This is a genomic window from Sphingobium sp. CFD-2, from assembly GCF_024611135.1.
Lineage (GTDB): Bacteria > Pseudomonadota > Alphaproteobacteria > Sphingomonadales > Sphingomonadaceae > Sphingobium > Sphingobium fuliginis.
This window is the reverse complement of sequence record NZ_CP084405.1, coordinates 714,386-731,997: the sequence shown is the minus strand read 5'-3', so window position 1 is coordinate 731,997 and position 17,612 is coordinate 714,386. Positions and strand designations below refer to the sequence as shown.

Sequence of the window (17,612 nt, the reverse complement as noted above, 5' to 3'; positions counted from 1 at the left end):
GCTTTCCATGCAACAGATGGTCGCGATGCAGATCGATGCCCCAGGCCGACCGCTGCGTAAAATCACCCGCGCCGTGCCCGAACCGGATATTGGGGAACTGCTGGTCGAAGTCACCGCCTGCGGCGTGTGCCGGACCGACCTGCATGTGCTGGACGGCGAGATCCCGGCCCATTATCCGATCATAGCGGGACATGAGATCGTCGGCCGCGTCGCCGTCGTCGGGCCGCAGGTGGACGGCTTCGCCCCTGGCCAGCGGGTGGGCATTCCCTGGCTGGGGCATACATGCGGCCAATGCGCCTATTGTCGGACGGACCGGGAAAATCTCTGCGACGCGCCCCTGTTCACCGGGGCGACCCGGGATGGCGGCTATGCCACCCATGCGATCGCGGATGCCCGCTACTGCTTCGTCCTGCCGGACCGCTTTTCCGATGTGGAGGCTGCCCCACTGCTCTGCGCCGGCTTGATCGGCTGGCGCGCGTTGCGGCTTGCGGGCGATGCGCCGACCATCGGGCTCTATGGCTTCGGCGCGGCGGCGCATATCCTGGCGCAGGTCGCGCAGGCGCAAGGACGCACCGTCCACGCCTTCACCCGGGATGGCGATGAGGAAGGACAGGCTTTCGCGCGATCGCTTGGCTGCGCCTGGGCAGGCGGCTCGTCGCAGGTTCCGCCGGCGCCCCTTGACGCCGCCCTGATCTTCGCACCCGTGGGCGATCTGGTGCCTCTCGCACTGCGGGCCGTTCGCAAGGGCGGCAGGGTGGTGTGCGCGGGCATCCATATGAGCGACATCCCCGCCTTCCCCTATGCGGATCTGTGGGAAGAGAGGATGCTGCTCTCCGTCGCCAATCTGACGCGGGAGGACGGCATCTCCTTCTTCGAAATGGCAGGCCGGACCGACCTGCGCATCGTGACGGAAAGCTTTCCGCTGGACGATGCGGGCGAAGCGCTCCACCGCCTGCGGACCGGCAGGGTGAAAGGCGCGGCGGTGATCGTTCCACCCCGGATCGCCTGACGCATGCCCGACATCGGCCAGCCCTATCTGGCGATGATCGCCTCCATCGCCATCGGATTGCTGGTGGGGCTTGAGCGCGGCTGGACCCAGCGGGAACTCGGCAAGGGCCGCCGGGTAGCGGGATTTCGGACCTTCGGCCTGATCGGCCTGCTGGGCGGAATGGGAGGATTGGCGCCCGACATCGTCGCGGCCACGCTGGGCATGGGAGTCGCGGCCATATTGACCATCGGCTATTCGCGCAGCGCCGATCAGGAGCATCTGTCTGCCACCACAACGCTCGCCGGGCTGCTGACCTTCGGCGCAAGTTTCTGCGCCACGCGGATCGCGCCTGCGCTGGGTTTGGCCATTGGCGCGGCGACCTTCGCGATATTGAGCGCTAGGCAATCGATGCACGCCATGCTGCGCGGCATGGACGAGAGCGAGATAGAAAGCGTCTCGCGCTTCCTGCTGGTCGCGCTCATCATCCTGCCGCTGCTGCCCGATGCCGCCTATGGCCCCTATGACGCCTGGAACCCCCGGAACATCTGGATGGTCGTCGTGTTCGTGATGGGCCTGTCCTTCGCGGGCTATGCGGTGTCGCGCCGCTTCGGCCAAGACCGGGGCATATTGCTGGTGGCGCTGACGGGGGCCATCATCTCCTCCACGGCGGTGACCGCCGACTATGCTCGCCGGCTGCGCGATGAGCCGGGCGCGCGGTCCCTGTTGTCGGCCGGCATAGCGGTGGCGTCCATCGTCATGTTCGTGCGCGTCCAACTGGTGGCACTCGTCCTCATTCCGCGCGCGCTGCCCACGCTGGCCCTGACCATGGCGCCCGCAACGCTTGTCGCCGTGGCTTTCGCGCTGGTGGCCTGGCGTCGGCATGGCGGGACGGGAAACGGCATGGGGCTTTCCAACCCGCTCGGCTTCGGGCCGGCGCTGATGCTGGCGGCGCTGGTGGCGGGATTGTCGCTCGCAGCCCGGTGGGCGCTGGTGCGTTTCGGACAGCAGGGCATGGCGGTCGTGCTGACGCTGACCGGCATATCGGACGTCGACGCGGCGGTCATGACCATGGCCGGGCTGCCACCCGACCTGCTCGACGATCATGTCGCAGGGCTGATCCTGGGCAGTGCCGTCCTTGCCAACACCCTTGCCAAGGCAATGATGACCATGGTCATCGGCTGGGGCCATGGCGGCGTCAGGGCGGCCCTGCCACTCTTCGCCGCGCTGGTGGCGGCCGCGGTCAGCCTGACCGGGCGGGTAATCCTTTAAAAGATGCAACCAGTCCGCGGGAATGGAGGCAAAGCATGCTTCAGCACATGCCGCCAAAGGCCGGAGCCTAAAAACTTGCGGTCAGGTTGAAGGAGGTATAGCGCGTCCACTTCCCTGCCGTCGCATTGGGCGCGTCCCGCAGGAACCGCCCCTTGGCCAGCAGCAGCCCGTCGAATTCGAACCGCAGCCGCGACGGAACGATCCAGTAGCGGACCCGCCCTTCCACCTGATGGCCCGCGAAGCTGCCCGACCGACCGCTGGCGTCCCGCACCCCCGTGGAGGAAAAGGCATCCGTCCGCGACGCCAGCCACAAGGCGCGATAGGTCGCGAACCAGTCCCACCGCTTGTCGGGTGTCGCCTCCAGCCTGATGCCGGGCGTCACGATATTGGTCCGCGCCAGGGCATTGTACAGTCCCGCCGGGGCAAGGTCCGCCCGGCGCATGCCGAACAGCGTGTCGAAGCGGCCCTGGCGCTCTCCCCGCCCGTCTCCGCTCGCCCGGTCGAATTCCAGCGACAGGCGGGGCTTCCAGGGTCCGCTGAAGCTGTAACCGGCATCGACGTGCAGGAAGCTGGCGGCGACGGACTGGCGGGCCGCGCCGGGCGCGAGAGACGCGCTGACGCTGCCCGTCTGGTAAAAGGCCTCGACCTCATAGTCGAACCGTCCCGTTTCCGGTTCGCTGATGATGCGTCCACCGAATGTGTCGAGCGACCTGTCCCGCGTCGGCCGCCCCGGTTCGTCCCGTTCGCCCAGGTGGAAATAGGTGAGTTCCGCCATGGCCGGGCCGATCGCCTTGGCCTTGCTGACGATGCCGCCCCACAGCACCAGATCGAAGCCCTCATGATCGAACCTCACCCGCTTGTTGCGGACACCCTCCGCATCGTCCGGCCGCCGCTGCTGCGGCAGGGTATAGATGAAGACCGCCTTCACCCCGCGCGGCGCGGTCAGGTCGGCCCGCAGGCCGGTATAGCCATTGGTGGTGTTGCGATAATCGTCCGCAGCGACGAGCCGGCGGGAACCCAGGTTCAACATGAATCGCCCGGCCATCAGGCCAAGCTTGCTGCCCTTGCCCAGCGGTTCATCGATGTCCCCCGCGACATAGGCCTGAACGAGCTCCATCGCATTGATTTCATTGGTGGAGATTGGCGTGCCCGCGTCGGCGCCATAGGCCCTGCTGTCAAACAGCTCCGCCCCGGCCCTGAACGCGCCCGAACGGTATTCGGCCATGAGCTGCGTGCGGATGTTGAACAGGCTGTCCTTGCGGTCGAACCCTGCGCGGGCCTGCCCCTCAATCTCCTCGACCCGCAGGCGCACGCTGCCGCTTAAGGCAAGACCGTCATCCTGCGCATGAGCAGGCCGCGCTCCGACGAAGGCGATTGCCGCCGCGCTTGCCATCGCCAAGGGAGAAATCCGGATCATTGATATTCCTGTTTCTTCGAATCATCTTCATTGATACATATGCATCATGACCATGACCGACGCCACCCCATGGCTCGCATTGCTGCATCAACTTCCCGCCAAGCCGCCTTATCTGCGGGTGAAGATCTGGCGCCGCCTGCAAGCCATGGGCGCGGTGCCGCTCAAAAAAGCAGTCCATGTGCTTCCTTGTTCGGGGGAAAGCGCCGCCGCCTTCAACAGCCTTATGGCGGAGATCGTCGACAATGGCGGCGAAGCGACGCTGATCGAAGCGCGATTACTGGCCGGCCTGTCAGACGGCGACGTCCGAGCCCTGTTCGATGCAGCGCGGCGCACGGATTATGAGGAGATCGCCCAGGCCGCCCGCCGCCTGCTGGAAACAGGGCCCGCCAGCGGAACGGACATCGCCCGGCTGCAGAAGCGGCTGGAGGATGTCGGGCGGCTCGACTTCTTCGGCGCGCCGGGGCGGCAGCAGGCCGAAGCTGCGCTCGCGGAACTGGATCGGCAACGCTACCAGCATCCGGACGTCAGCCGCACCGATCCGGCCGCCGCAACCGAAGCGACCGATCTTACCAACCGGATCTGGGTGACGCGCAGCGGCGTCCATGTCGATCGCATCGCCTGCGCATGGCTGATCCGCCGCTTCATCGACCCGGAGGCTCGCTTCAAATTCGTCGACAGCCGCCGTTACGATCCGGCGGAGGGTGAATTGCGCTTCGACATGGCCGACGCCGAATTCACCCATGAAGGCGACCGGTGCAGCTTCGAAACCTTGCTGCTGCGCGCAGGCCTTCTGGACGACCCGGCCCTGGTCGCAATCGGTGAGATCATCCATGACCTCGACATCGCGGACGGCAGGTTCGCACGCCCCGAAACCCCGGGCCTGGGCGCCATATTGTCCGGCGTCTGCGCCTCCACCGACGACGACCTCCAGCGCATCGCCATGGCGAGCGATGCGCTCAACCAGTTCCATGCCTTTTTCAGCAACAGAAGGACGGATCGATGACGGCAAGCGCATCCTCCACCCCTGCGGTCCCGTCTTACGACGGGCATCACGGCATTTCCTTGGGCGAAGCGACGCGCCTGTGGGCGCGGATCGCGGCGCTCAGCTTTGGCGGACCGGCGGGACAGATCGCCGTGATGCACCGGCTATTGGTCGAGGAAAAGCGCTGGATCGGGGAAGAGCGGTTCCTCCATGCGCTCAACTATTGCATGTTGCTTCCGGGGCCGGAGGCGCAGCAGCTCGCCATCTATATCGGCTGGCTCCTGCATAAGACGAAGGGCGGGATGATCGCGGGCATATTGTTCGTGCTGCCGGGTTTTCTCGCCATATTGGGCCTTAGTTACATCTATGTGTTGCTGGGCCATGTGCCGATCATCGAAGGGCTGTTCTTCGGCCTGAAGGCGGCGGTGCTGGCCATCGTGATGCAGGCGGTGGTCCGGGTCGGATCGCGGGCATTGAAGAATGATGCGATGCGCGGGATCGCCGCCGCGGCGTTCGTGGCGATCTTCTTTCTGGGCGCGCCGTTCCCGCTGATCGTGCTGGCGGCGGGCCTCATCGGCTTCATCGGAGGACGCAGCGGTCTGGCGGTGTTTCAGGGCGGGGGCGGTCATGGGCCGGCGGGCGGCCATGTCATCCATGATCGCGACACGGCGCTGGGCGAGCAATTGCCCGACCACGCCCGCCCCCATCTCGGCTGGTCGCTGCGTATCTCGGCGCTGTTTCTGCTGCTGTGGCTGGGGCCGGTGCTGGCCCTGTTCCTGACGCTGGGGCCGGATAATATATTCACCCATATCGCCAGTTTCTTCAGCCAGATGGCGGTCGTCACCTTCGGCGGCGCCTATGCCGTGCTCGCCTATGTCGCGCAGGAGGCGGTGGGCACCTTCGGCTGGCTCCAACCCGGCGAAATGCTGGACGGGCTGGGCATGGCGGAAACGACGCCGGGGCCGCTGATCATGGTGACGCAGTTCGTGGGTTTCCTGGCAGCGTTTCGGGACTCCGGCATGCTGCACCCGCTGGTTGCCGCGACGCTGGGCGCGATCCTCACCACCTGGGTGACGTTCGTTCCCTGCTTCCTGTGGATCTTCGCCGGCGCGCCCTTCATCGAACGTCTGCGCGGCAACCCGGCGCTGTCGGCGGCGCTGACGGCGATCACGGCGGCCGTAGTGGGCGTAATCCTGAACCTCGCCATCTGGTTCGCCATTCATACGCTCTTCCGGCAGGTCCAGCGGATTGGCGGGATCGACCTGCCCGTGCTGTCCAGCTTCAATATTCCCGCCGTGCTGCTGTCGGCGGGCGCGGTGATTGCGGTGTTCCGGTTCAAGATCGGCGTGCTGCCCGTCCTGGGCGCCTGCGCGGGCATAGGGGCCGCCTATATCCTTCTCGTCTGAGCACCGGCCATGCTGTTGCGGAGATAGCAGCATGGCCTGTTCCGCTGCGCGATTTCAACCATCCATTGAACGAGTAAGAAATAATCTCATTTAAATTCATTGCCTTATGAAAGTGGCATAGGCTTTGCTTCGGTCCCCCCGTCCGATCCGCGCAATGCGGACATGTTTCAACCAATGGGGGAATCTCCTTGTCCACAATCAGTCTTTCACCACGGTTCCGCCATGCCCTTGGCGCAAGTGCCCTGGCCTTGCTTGCAGCGGCATATGTGACCGGCGCCCATGCCGAAGAAACGCCCGCCGTCCCGGCCGAAGTGGCGGATGCGGAGGCCGGAGCAGGCATCGTCGTCACCGCCCAGCGCCGCGAGGAACGGTTGCAGGACGTCCCGGTGGCCGTCACCGCCTTCGACAAGGATCTGTTCAGCGTCGGCGGCCTCGGCCGGTCGGCCAATGAGGTGCTGAACTATGTTCCCAACGCCTCCGCCGGCACGCAGCAGCATGGCCGCCCGCGCTGGTGGATTCGCGGCGTCGGCGCGGGCCAGCAGCAGCTCGATCTCGCCAATCCGGTCGGCTTCTATCTGGACGATGTCTATATCAGCAACAGCAGCGCCACCGGCCTGCCGCTGTTCGACCTGGAGCGGGTGGAAGTGCTGCGCGGCCCGCAGGGCACGCTCTGGGGCAAGAACACCACCGGGGGCGCGGTCAACATCATCTCCAAGCGTCCCTCGCTGAACGGCCAGGACGACAATTATGTGAAGCTGGAATATGGCAGCTTCGACAACAAGATCGCGGAAGGCGGCATCGGCACGACTTTGGTCGACGACAAGCTGGCGGCGCGCGTGTCCTTCCGCTTCGACGATCGCGGCGGGCGGTTCGACAATCTCTATACCGGCAACAAGTCGAACGAGATCAAGGACAATGTGATCCGCGGCCAGTTGTTGGCCAAGCCGACCGACAATCTGCAGGCGCTGCTCAGCGTCCATTATCGCGATTACGACACCAACGGCACCTATTGGACGACGGCCAGCTACCTTCCCAGCGGCGTGGTCCGCAACGGCTATGCGCCGTCGACCGACATCAACGACATCAGCACCAACGCGCCCGAATATAGCCGCAACAAGCAGTTCGGCGGGTCGCTGCATGTCGACTGGGACCTGGGCAACGCGGCGCTGACCTGGATCGCGGGCTATGAGCGGTTCACCACGCGCGGCGCGGGCGACACCGACTATACGCCGCTGGAAATCTCGCGCAGCTATACCCAGGCGCGCTCCAGCCAGTGGACGCAGGAATTGCGGCTGGCTTCCTCCGGCGAGGACCGGCTAAGCTGGATCGTCGGCGCCTTCTATTTCAACGAGAAGATCCGGTCGAACGCCTTCTCCGCCACGCTGCCGCAGGGCGCGGTGCCCGCTCAGGCGATCACGCCCACGGGCCCTGCCCTCGCCTTCAGCAACACGGCCTATCGGCACAAGGCCGAAAGCGGCGCGGTGTTCGGCAGCACGACCTTCCGCTTCACCGACGCGCTCAAGCTGACGCTGGGCGGGCGCTGGACGCGGGAGACGAAGACGCTGGACTTCGACCGCCGGGCATCCCCAGCCGCGACGACGCCGGGCGCGGTCTTCACCTGGAGCAACTATGCCCAATGGTGGAACAGCTATACCGGCAGCATCGGCGGCGCGGGCACCTTCAGCAATGATCTCAAGCGCACATGGGACGCCTTCACCTATGATGTGACACCCTCCTGGAACATCGACCGCGACAATCTGGTCTACGCGAAATTCTCGCATGGGGTGAAGTCGGGCGGCTTCAATACCGCCGCGACCCTGCCCGTGGCATTGACGGCGGTGCGGCCGGAGAAACTGGACGCCTATGAGATCGGTTACAAGTCGAGCTGGTTCGACGGGCTGCTGACCTTCAACGCCACCGCCTTCCATTATGACTATAAGGATGTGCAGGTGAATGTCGTCGGCCCCAATCCGGGCGCGGTCGGCGGCGCGACGGTCTCCTACCTCCAGAATGCGGCGAAGGCGAAGGTCGACGGCGCGGAGTTCGAACTGGCGCTGGCGCCGGTCGAGGGGCTGAAGTTCAACGCGGCGCTGGGCCTGCTCGACACCGAATATACGCGCTTCATCGTTCAGAATAGCACGACCAGCCTGGCGGGTGCGCGCTTCGTCCGTTCGCCCAAGGTGACGCTGAATGTCGGCGGCTCCTATCGCTTCCCGCTGGCGGAGCTGGGCACGCTGGAACTGGCGGCGGATGCCCGTTACCAGTCGCGGCAATATTATTATGTGACGCCGCAGGACACGGTGAACCGCTATTATCTGGCGCAGAAGCCCTACACGCTGACCAATATCCGCGCCACCTACACGACGCCGGACGAGAAGCTGAGCGTGACGGGCTTCGTCAACAATCTGTTCGACGTCCGCTATCTGAACCACTCGCTGCCCGCCGCCAATGCGGCGCAGGGCGTGACCGGCGATACGGTTGCCTGGGCCGATCCGCGCACGGCGGGCGTGGCGGCGCTGTTCCGCTTCTGATGGGAGAGAGGCCGGGTGGTCCCCGGCCTTTCGTCAAAAGAAAAGGGCGCCGGGAGGATTTCCCGGCGCCCTTTTTGCTTCCCGAACTCTTGCGAAGGCAGGAGCACGGTGTCTCTATTCCATCGGCTATTCCGCAGCGGCCAGCAAGGCCGGAACCTGGCGGCCAAGCAGCGGCAGCACTTCCTCGCCCACGCGATAGGCTTCCTCCAGATGCGGCGTGCCCGCCAGGATGAAGGCGTCGGTTCCCCGCGCGATCAGCTCGTCCAGACGGGCCGCGCATTGCTCATAGCTGCCGACGATCCCCAATGCGGGGCCGCCGCGCAGCAGATTGAAGCCGCCCCAGAGATTGGGCGCGACGATCAGCTCGTCATAGCGCCGCGCATCAGTCGGGCGGAGCGCGGCCTGACGGGCGGCGCCCACGGAGTCCGTCGCCTGCCCGCGCCAGCGCTGGCGAGTTTCCTCGCTCACATTGTCGAAGCCCTTGGCGATGTCGGCCCAGGCTTCCTCCTCTGTCGCGCGGGCGACCAGATCGACGCGCACCGCGCATTTCTGCTCTCCGCCCAATGCCGCCGTGCGTTCCTTGACGCGGGCGAACTTGTCGCCAAGCTGGTCGAACGGCTCCAGCCAGGACAGATAATAGTCCGCATGGCGCGCCGCGGTCTGGAGCGCCGCGTCGGACGATCCGGAGAACCAGATCTCCGGAAATTCCTCGCCCTGAAGGACCGGCGCGAGCCCGCCGTCGCGCAACTGGTAGAAACGCCCGTCATAGGAGAAGTGGGAGGACTCCCAGACGCCCTTGAAGATGTCGAGAAATTCGCTGGTGCGGCCATAACGGTCGTCATGGGCGAAGCTGTCGCCCCACCAGAGCTGGGCCGGGCCGCCGCCGCCGGTAATGATGTTGAACAGCAGCCGCCCGCCAGTCGCGCGTTGCAGGCTGGCGGCCATGCGCGCCGTGTGGACCGGATTGCCGAAGCCGGGCTGGAAGGCGATCATGAAGCGGAAGCTTTTCGTCTCCCGCGCCAGCAGCGAGGAGATGACCCACGGGTCGTCGGTATTGGGGAAGGACGGGATCAGCCCGCCCTGAAAGCCGACACTCTCCGCCGCCTGCGCGATGGCGGCCAAATGGTCGATATAGGTGAAATCGTCGGCGCTTCCGTTGCGGTCCAGGCCGGGGGCGATATTGCCAGGCCTGAGGGGCGACCAGTCGCCGCGCTCATAACCGCTGGTATGGATGCTGTTGTGGCAGCCATGGGTCGGCAGGCGCCAGTAAAAGTCGATGGACATGGGGACGGTCTCCTCAGGCGGCCTGTTGCGCGACGCCGGTGAGGGCGCGCAGGCCAGGCAGAAGATGCTGGCCAATGCGATAGGCTTCCTCCAGCGAGGGAACTGCCTCCAGCACCAGTTGCGTGATCCCGGCTGCGGCGAAGCCCGCGAGCCGTTCGGCAGCTTCCTCATAGCTGGCGACCAGCGTGCCGGGAGCGAGCGGCAGGCGTTGCGCGTCGCGCTCTGCACTTTCCCTGTCCTCGCGCACCAGCAGCGGCTGGATCAGCCCGGCCTCGACAGGGCGTCCCTTCGCCAGCGCGTTCAGCCGGGCAATATCATTGGCCAGCGTCTCGGCAAAGGCAGGCTGGAACAGATGGACGTCGGCATGGCGAGCGGAAAGCGCCAGCGCCGCCTCCCCCTCGCCTTGCAAGTAGATGCGCGGAAAGGGCACCCGGTTGAGCGGCGCGTCGAAGCCGCCATTCTCGACCTCGAAATGCGCGCCCTTGTAGCTGAACGGGCGCTGCTCGTGCACGCCGCGCGCCACGGTCAGAAATTCCTCCAGCCTTTGCGAAAGGTCGCCATCGTTAACGGAATCCGCTTCGGCCAGACGATCGGTCGCTTCGGCATCGGGCGCGATCGCCCACGCGAGGCGGCCATGCGTTGCACGCTGGAAGGTCGTCGCCTGCTTGGCGGCATAGACCGCCGATCCGACCGAAGCGGGAAATTCTGGCACGACATTCAGGCGCGGCGCGGCACGGGCGACGATGGCGGCGATGATGCGGCTTTCGTCGGCGGCAATGCGGTGACGCACGAACAGCCCGTCAAAGGCCGTCTGCGCGGCGGCCTGCGCAATCTGGACATAATAGTCGAAGCGGTTCTGCGTGCTCGTCCGGCGGTCCCGCGCCAGCGCAGGCAGGGGTCGCCATGCGCCCGGCTCGGAACGTTGCGGATCGGCGGCGGGATCGAGCCGCCAGTGGATGTTGAGCGTCATGCGACGTCCCTTTCCTTGACAAAGGCCGGCTGTTCGAGCGTTCCGGCAAAGACGGTTTCATCGAGCGGGCGGCGGCCATTGGGGGCTTCGGCGCCATGGAATTCGGCGTCCAGCCCTGCCAGATCGCCCTTGCGGCCGAGCGCGATGACGGCTTCGATGGCGAAATCCTGCGGGATGTTCAGCCCTTGCCGCGCCGCTTCCCGGTCGAAGCCGCCAATGCCATGGGTATGCCATCCCAGCAGCAGCGCCTGATGCGCGAAATTGGCCCAGGCCGCGCCCGCGTCGAAACTGTGCGAGCCATTGGCGACCCATTCGCCGCGTCGTTCCAGTTCCCGCGCCGACAGGATCAGCACCAGCGCCGACGCCTTCGCCGCCCAGAGGCGGTTGCGCGGCATCAGGAAGGCGAGATAGGCCTCCCACCATTGGTCGCCCGGTCGCGCGACGAGGAACCGCCAGGGCTGCGCGTTCATCGCGGAGGGCGCCCAGCGAGCCGCTTCGAAGGCGCTGCGCAGCACGGCATCCGGCACCGCTTCTCCGGTGAAGCTGCGCGGTGACCAGCGATCGGTGAAGAGCGGATCGATGGGATGATCGGCGGCGCGGCTCATCAGCGCGCCTCCCGGCTGGGCAAATGGACGAGATTGTCGGCGCTTTCGGCGGCGTCCGCGCCTGAAGTGAGTTCGGCCAATATCTCGTCCTTCAGCCGATGCAGCAGCGGAGCGCGGCGGTCGCGGGGATGGGGCAGGTCGACCTCCACGATGCGGCGGATGCGGCCGGGATTGGGCGACATCACGATCACCCGGTCGCCCAGATAGAGCGCCTCTTCCACATCATGCGTCACCATCACCATGGTCGAGCGCTGCGCCATCCAGATGCGCTGCAATTCATTCTGCACATGGACGCGGGTCAGCGCATCGAGTGCACCCAGAGGCTCGTCGAGCAGCAGCAGCTTGGGCTCCGTCACCAGGGCGCGGGCGATGGCGGCGCGCTGCGCCATGCCGCCGGAAAGCTGGTGGGGATAGGCTTTTTCGAAACCCTTCAGGTTCACCAGCGCGATATGATCCGTCACGATCTGCGCCCGGCGCGATTTCGGCGTATCGGTGTTGAGCAGCGCCAGTTCGACATTCTGCTCCAGCGTCATCCAGGGGAACAGCCGGTGGTCCTGGAACACGATGCCGCGATCCAGGCTGGTCGTGGCGATGCGGTCGCCGTCCAGCCGCAGTTCGCCGCTATAATCGGTGTCGAGGCCCGCAATCAGGCGCAGCAGCGTCGACTTGCCGCAGCCCGACGCGCCGACGATGCTGACGAACTCGCCGGGGCGGACATTCAGGTTGATGCCGTCCAATATCTTGCGGGGCTTGCCGCCGATGTCGAAGCTCTTGTCGAGACCGCTGACGGTCAGCGCGCCCCGGCTGGCGGCCGCTTGGGCAAGGTCTTCGCGGGCATGGGGATGGGGGTTCATGCCGTTTCTCCGGATCATGATTGAGCGGGTTGCCAGCGCAGCAGGGACTGGCGCAGGCGGCGGAACAACTGGTTGATGAGGAAGCCGAGCGCGGCGGTGACGCCGATCACCACGAGCATGATGTCCAGCCGCTGCTGGACCTGGGCGGTCTGCATCGCGACGCCCAGCCCCGACCCCGCGCCCGTCAGCAATTCGGTGCCGATGGTGGAAATCCAGGCAAAGGCCAGCGCCTGGGTGATGCCGGTCAGCACCAGCGGCATGGCGGCAGGCAGCAGGATGAAGCGGATGCGCTGAAGCGTGGTGAAGCGGTAGATGCCGCCGACCTCCAGATAGCGGCGCTCGACCTGCGCGACCCCGGCATGGCTGTTGAGCATGGAGGGGAAGAAGGCCGACATGCTGACGACGATCAGCTCCGTCCCCTCACCCACCCCGAACCAGAGGCCGATCAGGGGCAGCCAACCGATCATCGGCACCTGCCGCAGCGCGTGAAGCAGCGGCCCCAGCAGTCGGTCGACCGGCTTCCATATGCCCATGGCGATGCCCGCCGCCACGCCCAGCGGCGCGCCGATGGCAAGGCCGGTGAAGGCGCGTTGCAGCGTGGCCAGCGTGTCGCGCAGCAGGTCGCCATTGCGCAGCAGTTCAGCCAGCGCGGAGGCGACGGCAACGGGCGGCGCGAAGGTCACCGAATGGGCGCTCGTCTGCCACTGCCACAGGAAGATGAGGAGCAGCGGCGCGACAAGGCCGATGACGAGCCGGACAGGCCAGCGGGCGAGTTGATCCTTCATGCCGTCCTCCAGCGGGTGGCGCGGCTTTCGACCCAACGGGCGCCACGATCGAGCAGGAAACCGATGAGGCCGCTGACGACCACGCCCGCCAGCACGACGTCGATCTGGAAGAGTTGCCGCCCCATCTCCATCATCTGACCGATGCCGCTGTCCGCCGCGAGCAGCTCTGCCGCCACCAGCACGACCCAGGCGCGGGTCAGGGAAATCCGCAGGCCGGTGAGCACGGCGGGCACGGTGGCGGGCAGCAGGATGCGGCGGATCAACTGGAGCAGGCTCAGGCGATAGACTTTCGCGACGTCGAACCAGTTGCGCGGCACGCCTCTGATGCCGTCGAAGGTCGCGAGCGCCATCGGGAAGAAGGCGGCGATGGCGACGACCGCGATCTTGAAGGGCTCATCGATCCCCAGGAACATGACCATCAGCGGCACGAAGGCGATGACAGGCACCTGCCAGAGCGTCAGGAAAAGCGGCGACAGCACGGCTTCGACCAGCCGCGACAGCGCCAGCGCCGCGCCGAAGACCATGCCCGCGCCCGCGCCGATGGCGAAGCCGACCAGCAGCCGATAGAGGCTGTCCCCGACATGCCGCTGCAACTCGCCGGATGCAGCCATGTCGGCCAGCGCCTGGGCGACGACGCTGGGCGGCACCAGCACTTGCGGCGGGAACAGGCCGCTGAGGCAGGCGACCTGCCAGAGCGCCAGCAGCGCGACCGGCGCGGCCCAGGCCGCGGCGACGGCCTTGCCTTGCGGGAAAGCCATCAGCCCTGCCCCCCGCCATCATGCGCCCAGAACTGCTCCAGCTTCAAATCCTTGAGCGCCTTGTCGACGAAACGTTCATCGATCAGCGCATCGGCATCCACTTTCTTGCGGATCAGGCCGCGTTCCAGCGCATAATCCGCGACCGAACGGTAATGCGCCAGCACCGCCGGATTGAAGACCGGCGAGAAGCGCTCCCGCCAGGGGATGCCGCTATTGGCATAATCCTTCGCCACAATATCTTCCGGCAGGGCGCCGCGCGCGGCCTTGCGGATGACTTCGGCCTTGTTCGCTTCGTCGGAGGACCATGCGGCGGCGCGGACGAAGGCGTCCACCACCAATTGGGTCAGCTCCGGATGCGCGTCGACAAAGTCCGCCCGGCCGAACAGTTCGGCGCGCATCTTCCAGTCGGCGGGCGCATCCCTGGTCGACCAGATCACATGACCAATGCCCTTCTGCTCGACCAGCAACCCGTCGGACAGCAGCACGGCGGCGTCGACGCTGCCGGATTCCAGCGCGGCGGGCGTGGCCGAGGGGTTGATGTTGACGATCTTGAAGTCATCCAGCTTCAGGCCGCTGCTGTCGACCAGCTTGGAAAAGGGCAGTTCCCAGGGCCGTCCGCGATGGAGCGCGATCCGCTTGCCCTTGAGGTCGGCCAGGCTTTTCGCCGCCAGCCCCTTGCGCGCGACGATATAGACGTCCTGCCCCTGCCCCACCGGCGCCACGATCTTCAGCGGCACGCCGCCAGCGACGGCGATCGCGGCGGGGAAATCGCCATAGGAGGCGAAGTCGATCCGCTTGCCGGAAAAGCCTTCATTGATGAGCGGCCCGCCCACGGCGGTAGAGACCGGGGTGAAGACCAGCTCGATCCCCTTCTTCGCCAGTTCCTCCTTCAGCCAGCCCTGCTGGATGACGACGCCGTTCAGGCCGTTGAACACCTGCTTGCCCTGATAGGGATAGGCGATGGACGCGATGGTCAGGGTCTTGACCACCTCGCCGTCTCCGCCGCCGGACCCGCCGCAGCCTGCAAGCAGGGCAGAGCCCAGCAGCGCCATGGCGGCGGTCAGCCATTGACGAAGGCGGGAAAGAAAAGACGCGCTATTCTGATTGGCCACTATGCAGGCTCCGTTGAAGGCTCTGCCCCCATCCGATGCACGTCATGTGCCAACCGGATAATCCGGCGGTCCCGTGCGGGCCGGCCAAGGCAGCAGCGATTGCGTGCTGGTGATTTTGCCGCAGCGGCGACCGCGCGATTGCGCGAAATGAAGCGGCGATGAGCCCCGGAACCGTTCCGCATCCGCATCGCGGCTTTTGGCACGAGCCTTGCGACGGATATATTCCTATGTCGGTGTCGGGAAGGCCGGCCTACAGGTGGAGAAACAGGAATGGCAAATAAGGTCGCGCCTCTGGACAGCGTCTGGGTGACGCGCTGCCCGGTACCGGCAGCGTCCGGCGTGGCCTGCGCCAAAGGCTGGATGGCCGAGGCGTTCGCACAGGACGGCATCAGCGTCAGACGGGTTCAGGAACTCGGCCTCAATCTGGTCGCGAGCGATCCGGAAAACCAGGCGCGCCATCTGTTTCGCGAGGGGGGCAATATCCAGGCGCTGGCGGCGCGGGCGTTGGGTGCGCCGACGCGAGTGATCGGGCTGACCTGGATCGACGAACGGCAGGCGATCATGGTCAGGCCCGATGTCGGCGTCATGGACCCTGCCGATCTTGAAGGGCTTCGCTTCGCCCTGCCCGGCTATGGCCGTACCCATGGCGAGAGCATCGCCCGCGGCATGGCGCTGCACGGCATCAAGAGCGCTCTCGCTTTGGGCGGCCTTGCGCTGGAAGACGTGCAGTTGATCGAAATCCCCGCCCCGCCCGTCGAACAGGCCAGCGTCGAAGGGATGCGCCGCCTCTGGCTGGGCCTGGAGTGGCTGGCGGCGGGCCGGGTCGACGCCGTCTATGTGAAGGGCGCGGCCGGCGCCGAAGCCGCGCAGCGCCTGGGGCTCGAGATAGGCATCGATCTCGACGCCTATCCCAGCCGCCTCGCCCGGGTGAACAACGGGACGCCGCGCCCCATCGTCGTCCACCAACATATGATCGATCATCATCCGGCGCTGGTCGAGCGCTTCCTGGAACAGAGCTTGCGTGCCGCCGATTGGGCGGCTGCCCATCCATCCGACCTCAACGCCATCCTTGCCCAGGAAACCTTATCCGGCATGGAGGGCGTAGAGGCGGCCTATCGCAACAATTTCCATCGCGCCCTGCATCCCGACCTGTCGGATGAACGCGTGGAGATGTTGAAGATTCAGGCGCATTTCCTGTGGCTGCATGGATTTCTGGAAGCGCCTGTGGATGTCGATGGCTGGATCTGCGCGGAACCCTTGCGCAGCGTCATGAAGCGGCGCGCGGAACTGGCCACCCCTCTCCGGCCGTCTCACTGAAAGCTCAGCTAGGCTCCAAACTTTATTTTCTACTAATTCAGAAGACAATTACCTGCTATCCTGATGTCTGCCAGGGATGGAGACGCTATGAGGAACAGTTCGCACAGCCGCGCCGCAGACCGGGCCGAAGTCGGTCTGGTATCGGCCAAGAACGACGATGGCCGTCCGCTGCTGGCCTATGATTGCGCTCGGCATCATGCCGTGGGACCTCGCGCCCGGGCGCTGATCTTCAACGATCCACGATCCCGCACCCTGCTGCCGCTGATCGAGCGGGTCGCCCCGAGTGACGCCAATGTTCTCATCATGGGGGAGACCGGCACCGGCAAGGAGCTGGTCGCGCGCTATGTGCACAGCCTCAGCGACCGGGCGCATACGCCTTTCGTTGCGGTCAATTGCGGCGCCTTTTCCGAATCGCTGATCGAAGGCGAATTGTTCGGTTATGAAAAGGGCGCGTTCACCGGCGCCAATGTCGCGCGGGCGGGATGGTTCGAGGCGGCCAATGGCGGGACGTTGTTCCTGGACGAACTGGGTGACCTTTCCCTGCCCTTGCAGGTGAAGCTCTTGCGGGTATTGCAGGAACGGGAAGTCGTTCGGCTGGGCTCGCGCAAGGCCGTGCCGCTCAATGTCCGCGTCATCGCAGCGACCAATGTCGAATTGCAGCAGGCGGTCAGCGAGGGTCGTTTCCGTTCAGATCTTTTCTATCGCCTGCAGGTCGTATCCATCCCCCTTCTGCCACTGCGGGAGCGCAGAGCCGATATTCTTCCCCTGGCGCGCCATTTCCTTGAAATCTATGGCACAAAGGCAGGCGTGAACCGGCTGGAACTGAGCGCGGCGGCCGAGGAGGCGTTGTTCCGCCATGGTTGGCCCGGCAATATTCGCGAGTTGGAAAATGCGATCCATCGTGCCGCTCTGATCTGCGAGGGCGGGCGCATCCAGCCCGCCGACCTCGGTCTTGGCAACCTCAGCGAATTGACCGATCCGACCGCCGACCCCGCGGCGCTGGAAGAGGCGGCAAGGCCCTTCGTCGCTCGGCTGCTGAATGGCGGGCACGATCATCTGCTCGACCGGCTGGTGGCCTTCACGATAACGGAGGCCTTTCATCAATGCCATGGAAATCAGATCAAGACCGCCGAAGCATTGGGCATCACTCGCAATGTGGTGCGCACATATCTGAAGAATCTGAATTTGATCTAAGGCAAGCGCCAGGCAAATGGGGCCGGACGCCCCCGCTTAAGTGAGGAACCTGACGATCGAAGACAGGAAAAGGCCGGTGGATCGCTCCATCGGCCTTTTCCGTTTTTTTTCGGATTTGGACTCCCAACATCGCGGGCGAG

General features: G+C 65.6%; 15 protein-coding genes. 7 read left to right on the top strand and 8 right to left on the bottom strand.

Going from position 1 to position 17,612, the window contains the following annotated elements; all coding sequences use genetic code 11:
- The first annotated feature begins 7 nt into the window (after positions 1–7).
- Both LDB29_RS03475 and LDB29_RS03470 read left to right on the top strand, forming a co-directional pair.
- A complete protein-coding gene (locus tag LDB29_RS03475) occupies positions 8–1,009 on the top strand; it encodes a zinc-dependent alcohol dehydrogenase family protein (protein ID WP_373278228.1) in 1,002 nt (333 codons plus the stop codon).
- A gap of 3 nt (positions 1,010–1,012) precedes the next feature.
- Positions 1,013–2,257 carry a DUF4010 domain-containing protein gene (locus LDB29_RS03470; RefSeq protein ID WP_025549246.1) on the top strand — a complete coding sequence of 415 codons (1,245 nt, stop codon included), beginning with the start codon at positions 1,013–1,015 and terminating at the stop codon, positions 2,255–2,257.
- 67 nt (positions 2,258–2,324) lie between these two features.
- On the opposite strand, the gene LDB29_RS03465 is transcribed toward LDB29_RS03470, so the two are convergent.
- Entirely contained in the window at positions 2,325–3,674 is a 1,350-nt protein-coding gene (locus LDB29_RS03465; protein WP_025549247.1) for an alginate export family protein, read from the bottom strand.
- A 52-nt stretch (positions 3,675–3,726) separates the two neighbouring features.
- On the opposite strand from LDB29_RS03465, the gene LDB29_RS03460 reads away from it, so the two are divergent.
- The 3 genes from LDB29_RS03460 (at position 3,727) to LDB29_RS03450 (ending at position 8,593) form a co-directional block, all read left to right on the top strand.
- The gene (locus LDB29_RS03460; RefSeq protein WP_257556135.1) at positions 3,727–4,677 is read left to right on the top strand and encodes a chromate resistance protein; all 951 of its coding nucleotides are present in this window, start codon (positions 3,727–3,729) and stop codon (positions 4,675–4,677) included.
- Positions 4,674–6,062 carry a chromate efflux transporter gene (gene chrA, locus LDB29_RS03455; RefSeq protein WP_025549250.1) on the top strand — a complete coding sequence of 463 codons (1,389 nt, stop codon included), beginning with the start codon at positions 4,674–4,676 and terminating at the stop codon, positions 6,060–6,062. The genes LDB29_RS03460 and chrA overlap by 4 nt, the downstream gene beginning before the upstream one ends.
- Before the next feature lie 266 nt (positions 6,063–6,328).
- Positions 6,329–8,593, top strand: a complete 2,265-nt coding sequence (locus LDB29_RS03450; RefSeq protein WP_257556133.1) for a TonB-dependent receptor — start codon at positions 6,329–6,331, stop codon at positions 8,591–8,593.
- A 126-nt stretch (positions 8,594–8,719) separates the two neighbouring features.
- On the opposite strand, the gene LDB29_RS03445 is transcribed toward LDB29_RS03450, so the two are convergent.
- The 7 genes from LDB29_RS03445 to LDB29_RS03415 are packed head-to-tail and all read right to left on the bottom strand — an operon-like array spanning position 8,720 to position 14,961.
- Positions 8,720–9,877, bottom strand: a complete 1,158-nt coding sequence (locus tag LDB29_RS03445; protein ID WP_025549252.1) for an LLM class flavin-dependent oxidoreductase — start codon at positions 9,875–9,877, stop codon at positions 8,720–8,722.
- A gap of 13 nt (positions 9,878–9,890) precedes the next feature.
- Positions 9,891–10,847, bottom strand: coding sequence for an LLM class flavin-dependent oxidoreductase (locus tag LDB29_RS03440; RefSeq protein ID WP_193666761.1), 957 nt, complete (start codon positions 10,845–10,847; stop codon positions 9,891–9,893).
- The gene (locus LDB29_RS03435) at positions 10,844–11,452 is read right to left on the bottom strand and encodes a nitroreductase family protein (RefSeq protein ID WP_099185868.1); all 609 of its coding nucleotides are present in this window, start codon (positions 11,450–11,452) and stop codon (positions 10,844–10,846) included. The genes LDB29_RS03440 and LDB29_RS03435 overlap by 4 nt, the downstream gene beginning before the upstream one ends.
- Complete coding sequence (locus tag LDB29_RS03430) at positions 11,452–12,306, bottom strand: ABC transporter ATP-binding protein (protein WP_193666760.1); 855 nt, start codon at positions 12,304–12,306, stop codon at positions 11,452–11,454. The genes LDB29_RS03435 and LDB29_RS03430 overlap by 1 nt, the downstream gene beginning before the upstream one ends.
- Positions 12,307–12,320: 14 nt before the next feature.
- A complete protein-coding gene (locus tag LDB29_RS03425; protein ID WP_025549254.1) occupies positions 12,321–13,091 on the bottom strand; it encodes an ABC transporter permease in 771 nt (256 codons plus the stop codon).
- Entirely contained in the window at positions 13,088–13,849 is a 762-nt protein-coding gene (locus LDB29_RS03420) for an ABC transporter permease (protein WP_044661920.1), read from the bottom strand. Before LDB29_RS03420 ends, LDB29_RS03425 begins: the two co-directional genes overlap by 4 nt.
- The gene (locus LDB29_RS03415) at positions 13,849–14,961 is read right to left on the bottom strand and encodes an ABC transporter substrate-binding protein (protein ID WP_025549255.1); all 1,113 of its coding nucleotides are present in this window, start codon (positions 14,959–14,961) and stop codon (positions 13,849–13,851) included. Before LDB29_RS03415 ends, LDB29_RS03420 begins: the two co-directional genes overlap by 1 nt.
- A 270-nt stretch (positions 14,962–15,231) precedes the next feature.
- On the opposite strand from LDB29_RS03415, the gene LDB29_RS03410 reads away from it, so the two are divergent.
- Entirely contained in the window at positions 15,232–16,278 is a 1,047-nt protein-coding gene (locus tag LDB29_RS03410; protein WP_044661918.1) for an ABC transporter substrate-binding protein, read from the top strand.
- 87 nt (positions 16,279–16,365) lie between these two features.
- On the top strand, positions 16,366–17,472 hold the full coding sequence (locus LDB29_RS03405; protein ID WP_128830746.1) for a sigma-54-dependent Fis family transcriptional regulator: 1,107 nt from the start codon (positions 16,366–16,368) through the stop codon (positions 17,470–17,472).
- The last annotated feature ends 140 nt before the right edge of the window (positions 17,473–17,612 follow it).

What these genes read in the sequence shown, in the direction of transcription:
- LDB29_RS03475 (WP_373278228.1), top strand. Translation starts at nt 8, where the DNA reads ATGCAACAGATGGTCGCGATGCAGATCGATGCCCCAGGCCGACCGCTG.
- LDB29_RS03470 (WP_025549246.1), top strand. Translation starts at nt 1,013, where the DNA reads ATGCCCGACATCGGCCAGCCCTATCTGGCGATGATCGCCTCCATCGCC.
- LDB29_RS03465 (WP_025549247.1), bottom strand. Translation starts at nt 3,674, where the DNA reads ATGATCCGGATTTCTCCCTTGGCGATGGCAAGCGCGGCGGCAATCGCC.
- LDB29_RS03460 (WP_257556135.1), top strand. Translation starts at nt 3,727, where the DNA reads ATGACCGACGCCACCCCATGGCTCGCATTGCTGCATCAACTTCCCGCC.
- chrA (WP_025549250.1), top strand. Translation starts at nt 4,674, where the DNA reads ATGACGGCAAGCGCATCCTCCACCCCTGCGGTCCCGTCTTACGACGGG.
- LDB29_RS03445 (WP_025549252.1), bottom strand. Translation starts at nt 9,877, where the DNA reads ATGTCCATCGACTTTTACTGGCGCCTGCCGACCCATGGCTGCCACAAC.
- LDB29_RS03440 (WP_193666761.1), bottom strand. Translation starts at nt 10,847, where the DNA reads ATGACGCTCAACATCCACTGGCGGCTCGATCCCGCCGCCGATCCGCAA.
- LDB29_RS03435 (WP_099185868.1), bottom strand. Translation starts at nt 11,452, where the DNA reads ATGAGCCGCGCCGCCGATCATCCCATCGATCCGCTCTTCACCGATCGC.
- LDB29_RS03430 (WP_193666760.1), bottom strand. Translation starts at nt 12,306, where the DNA reads ATGAACCCCCATCCCCATGCCCGCGAAGACCTTGCCCAAGCGGCCGCC.
- LDB29_RS03425 (WP_025549254.1), bottom strand. Translation starts at nt 13,091, where the DNA reads ATGAAGGATCAACTCGCCCGCTGGCCTGTCCGGCTCGTCATCGGCCTT.
- LDB29_RS03420 (WP_044661920.1), bottom strand. Translation starts at nt 13,849, where the DNA reads ATGGCTTTCCCGCAAGGCAAGGCCGTCGCCGCGGCCTGGGCCGCGCCG.
- LDB29_RS03410 (WP_044661918.1), top strand. Translation starts at nt 15,232, where the DNA reads ATGGCAAATAAGGTCGCGCCTCTGGACAGCGTCTGGGTGACGCGCTGC.
- LDB29_RS03405 (WP_128830746.1), top strand. Translation starts at nt 16,366, where the DNA reads ATGAGGAACAGTTCGCACAGCCGCGCCGCAGACCGGGCCGAAGTCGGT.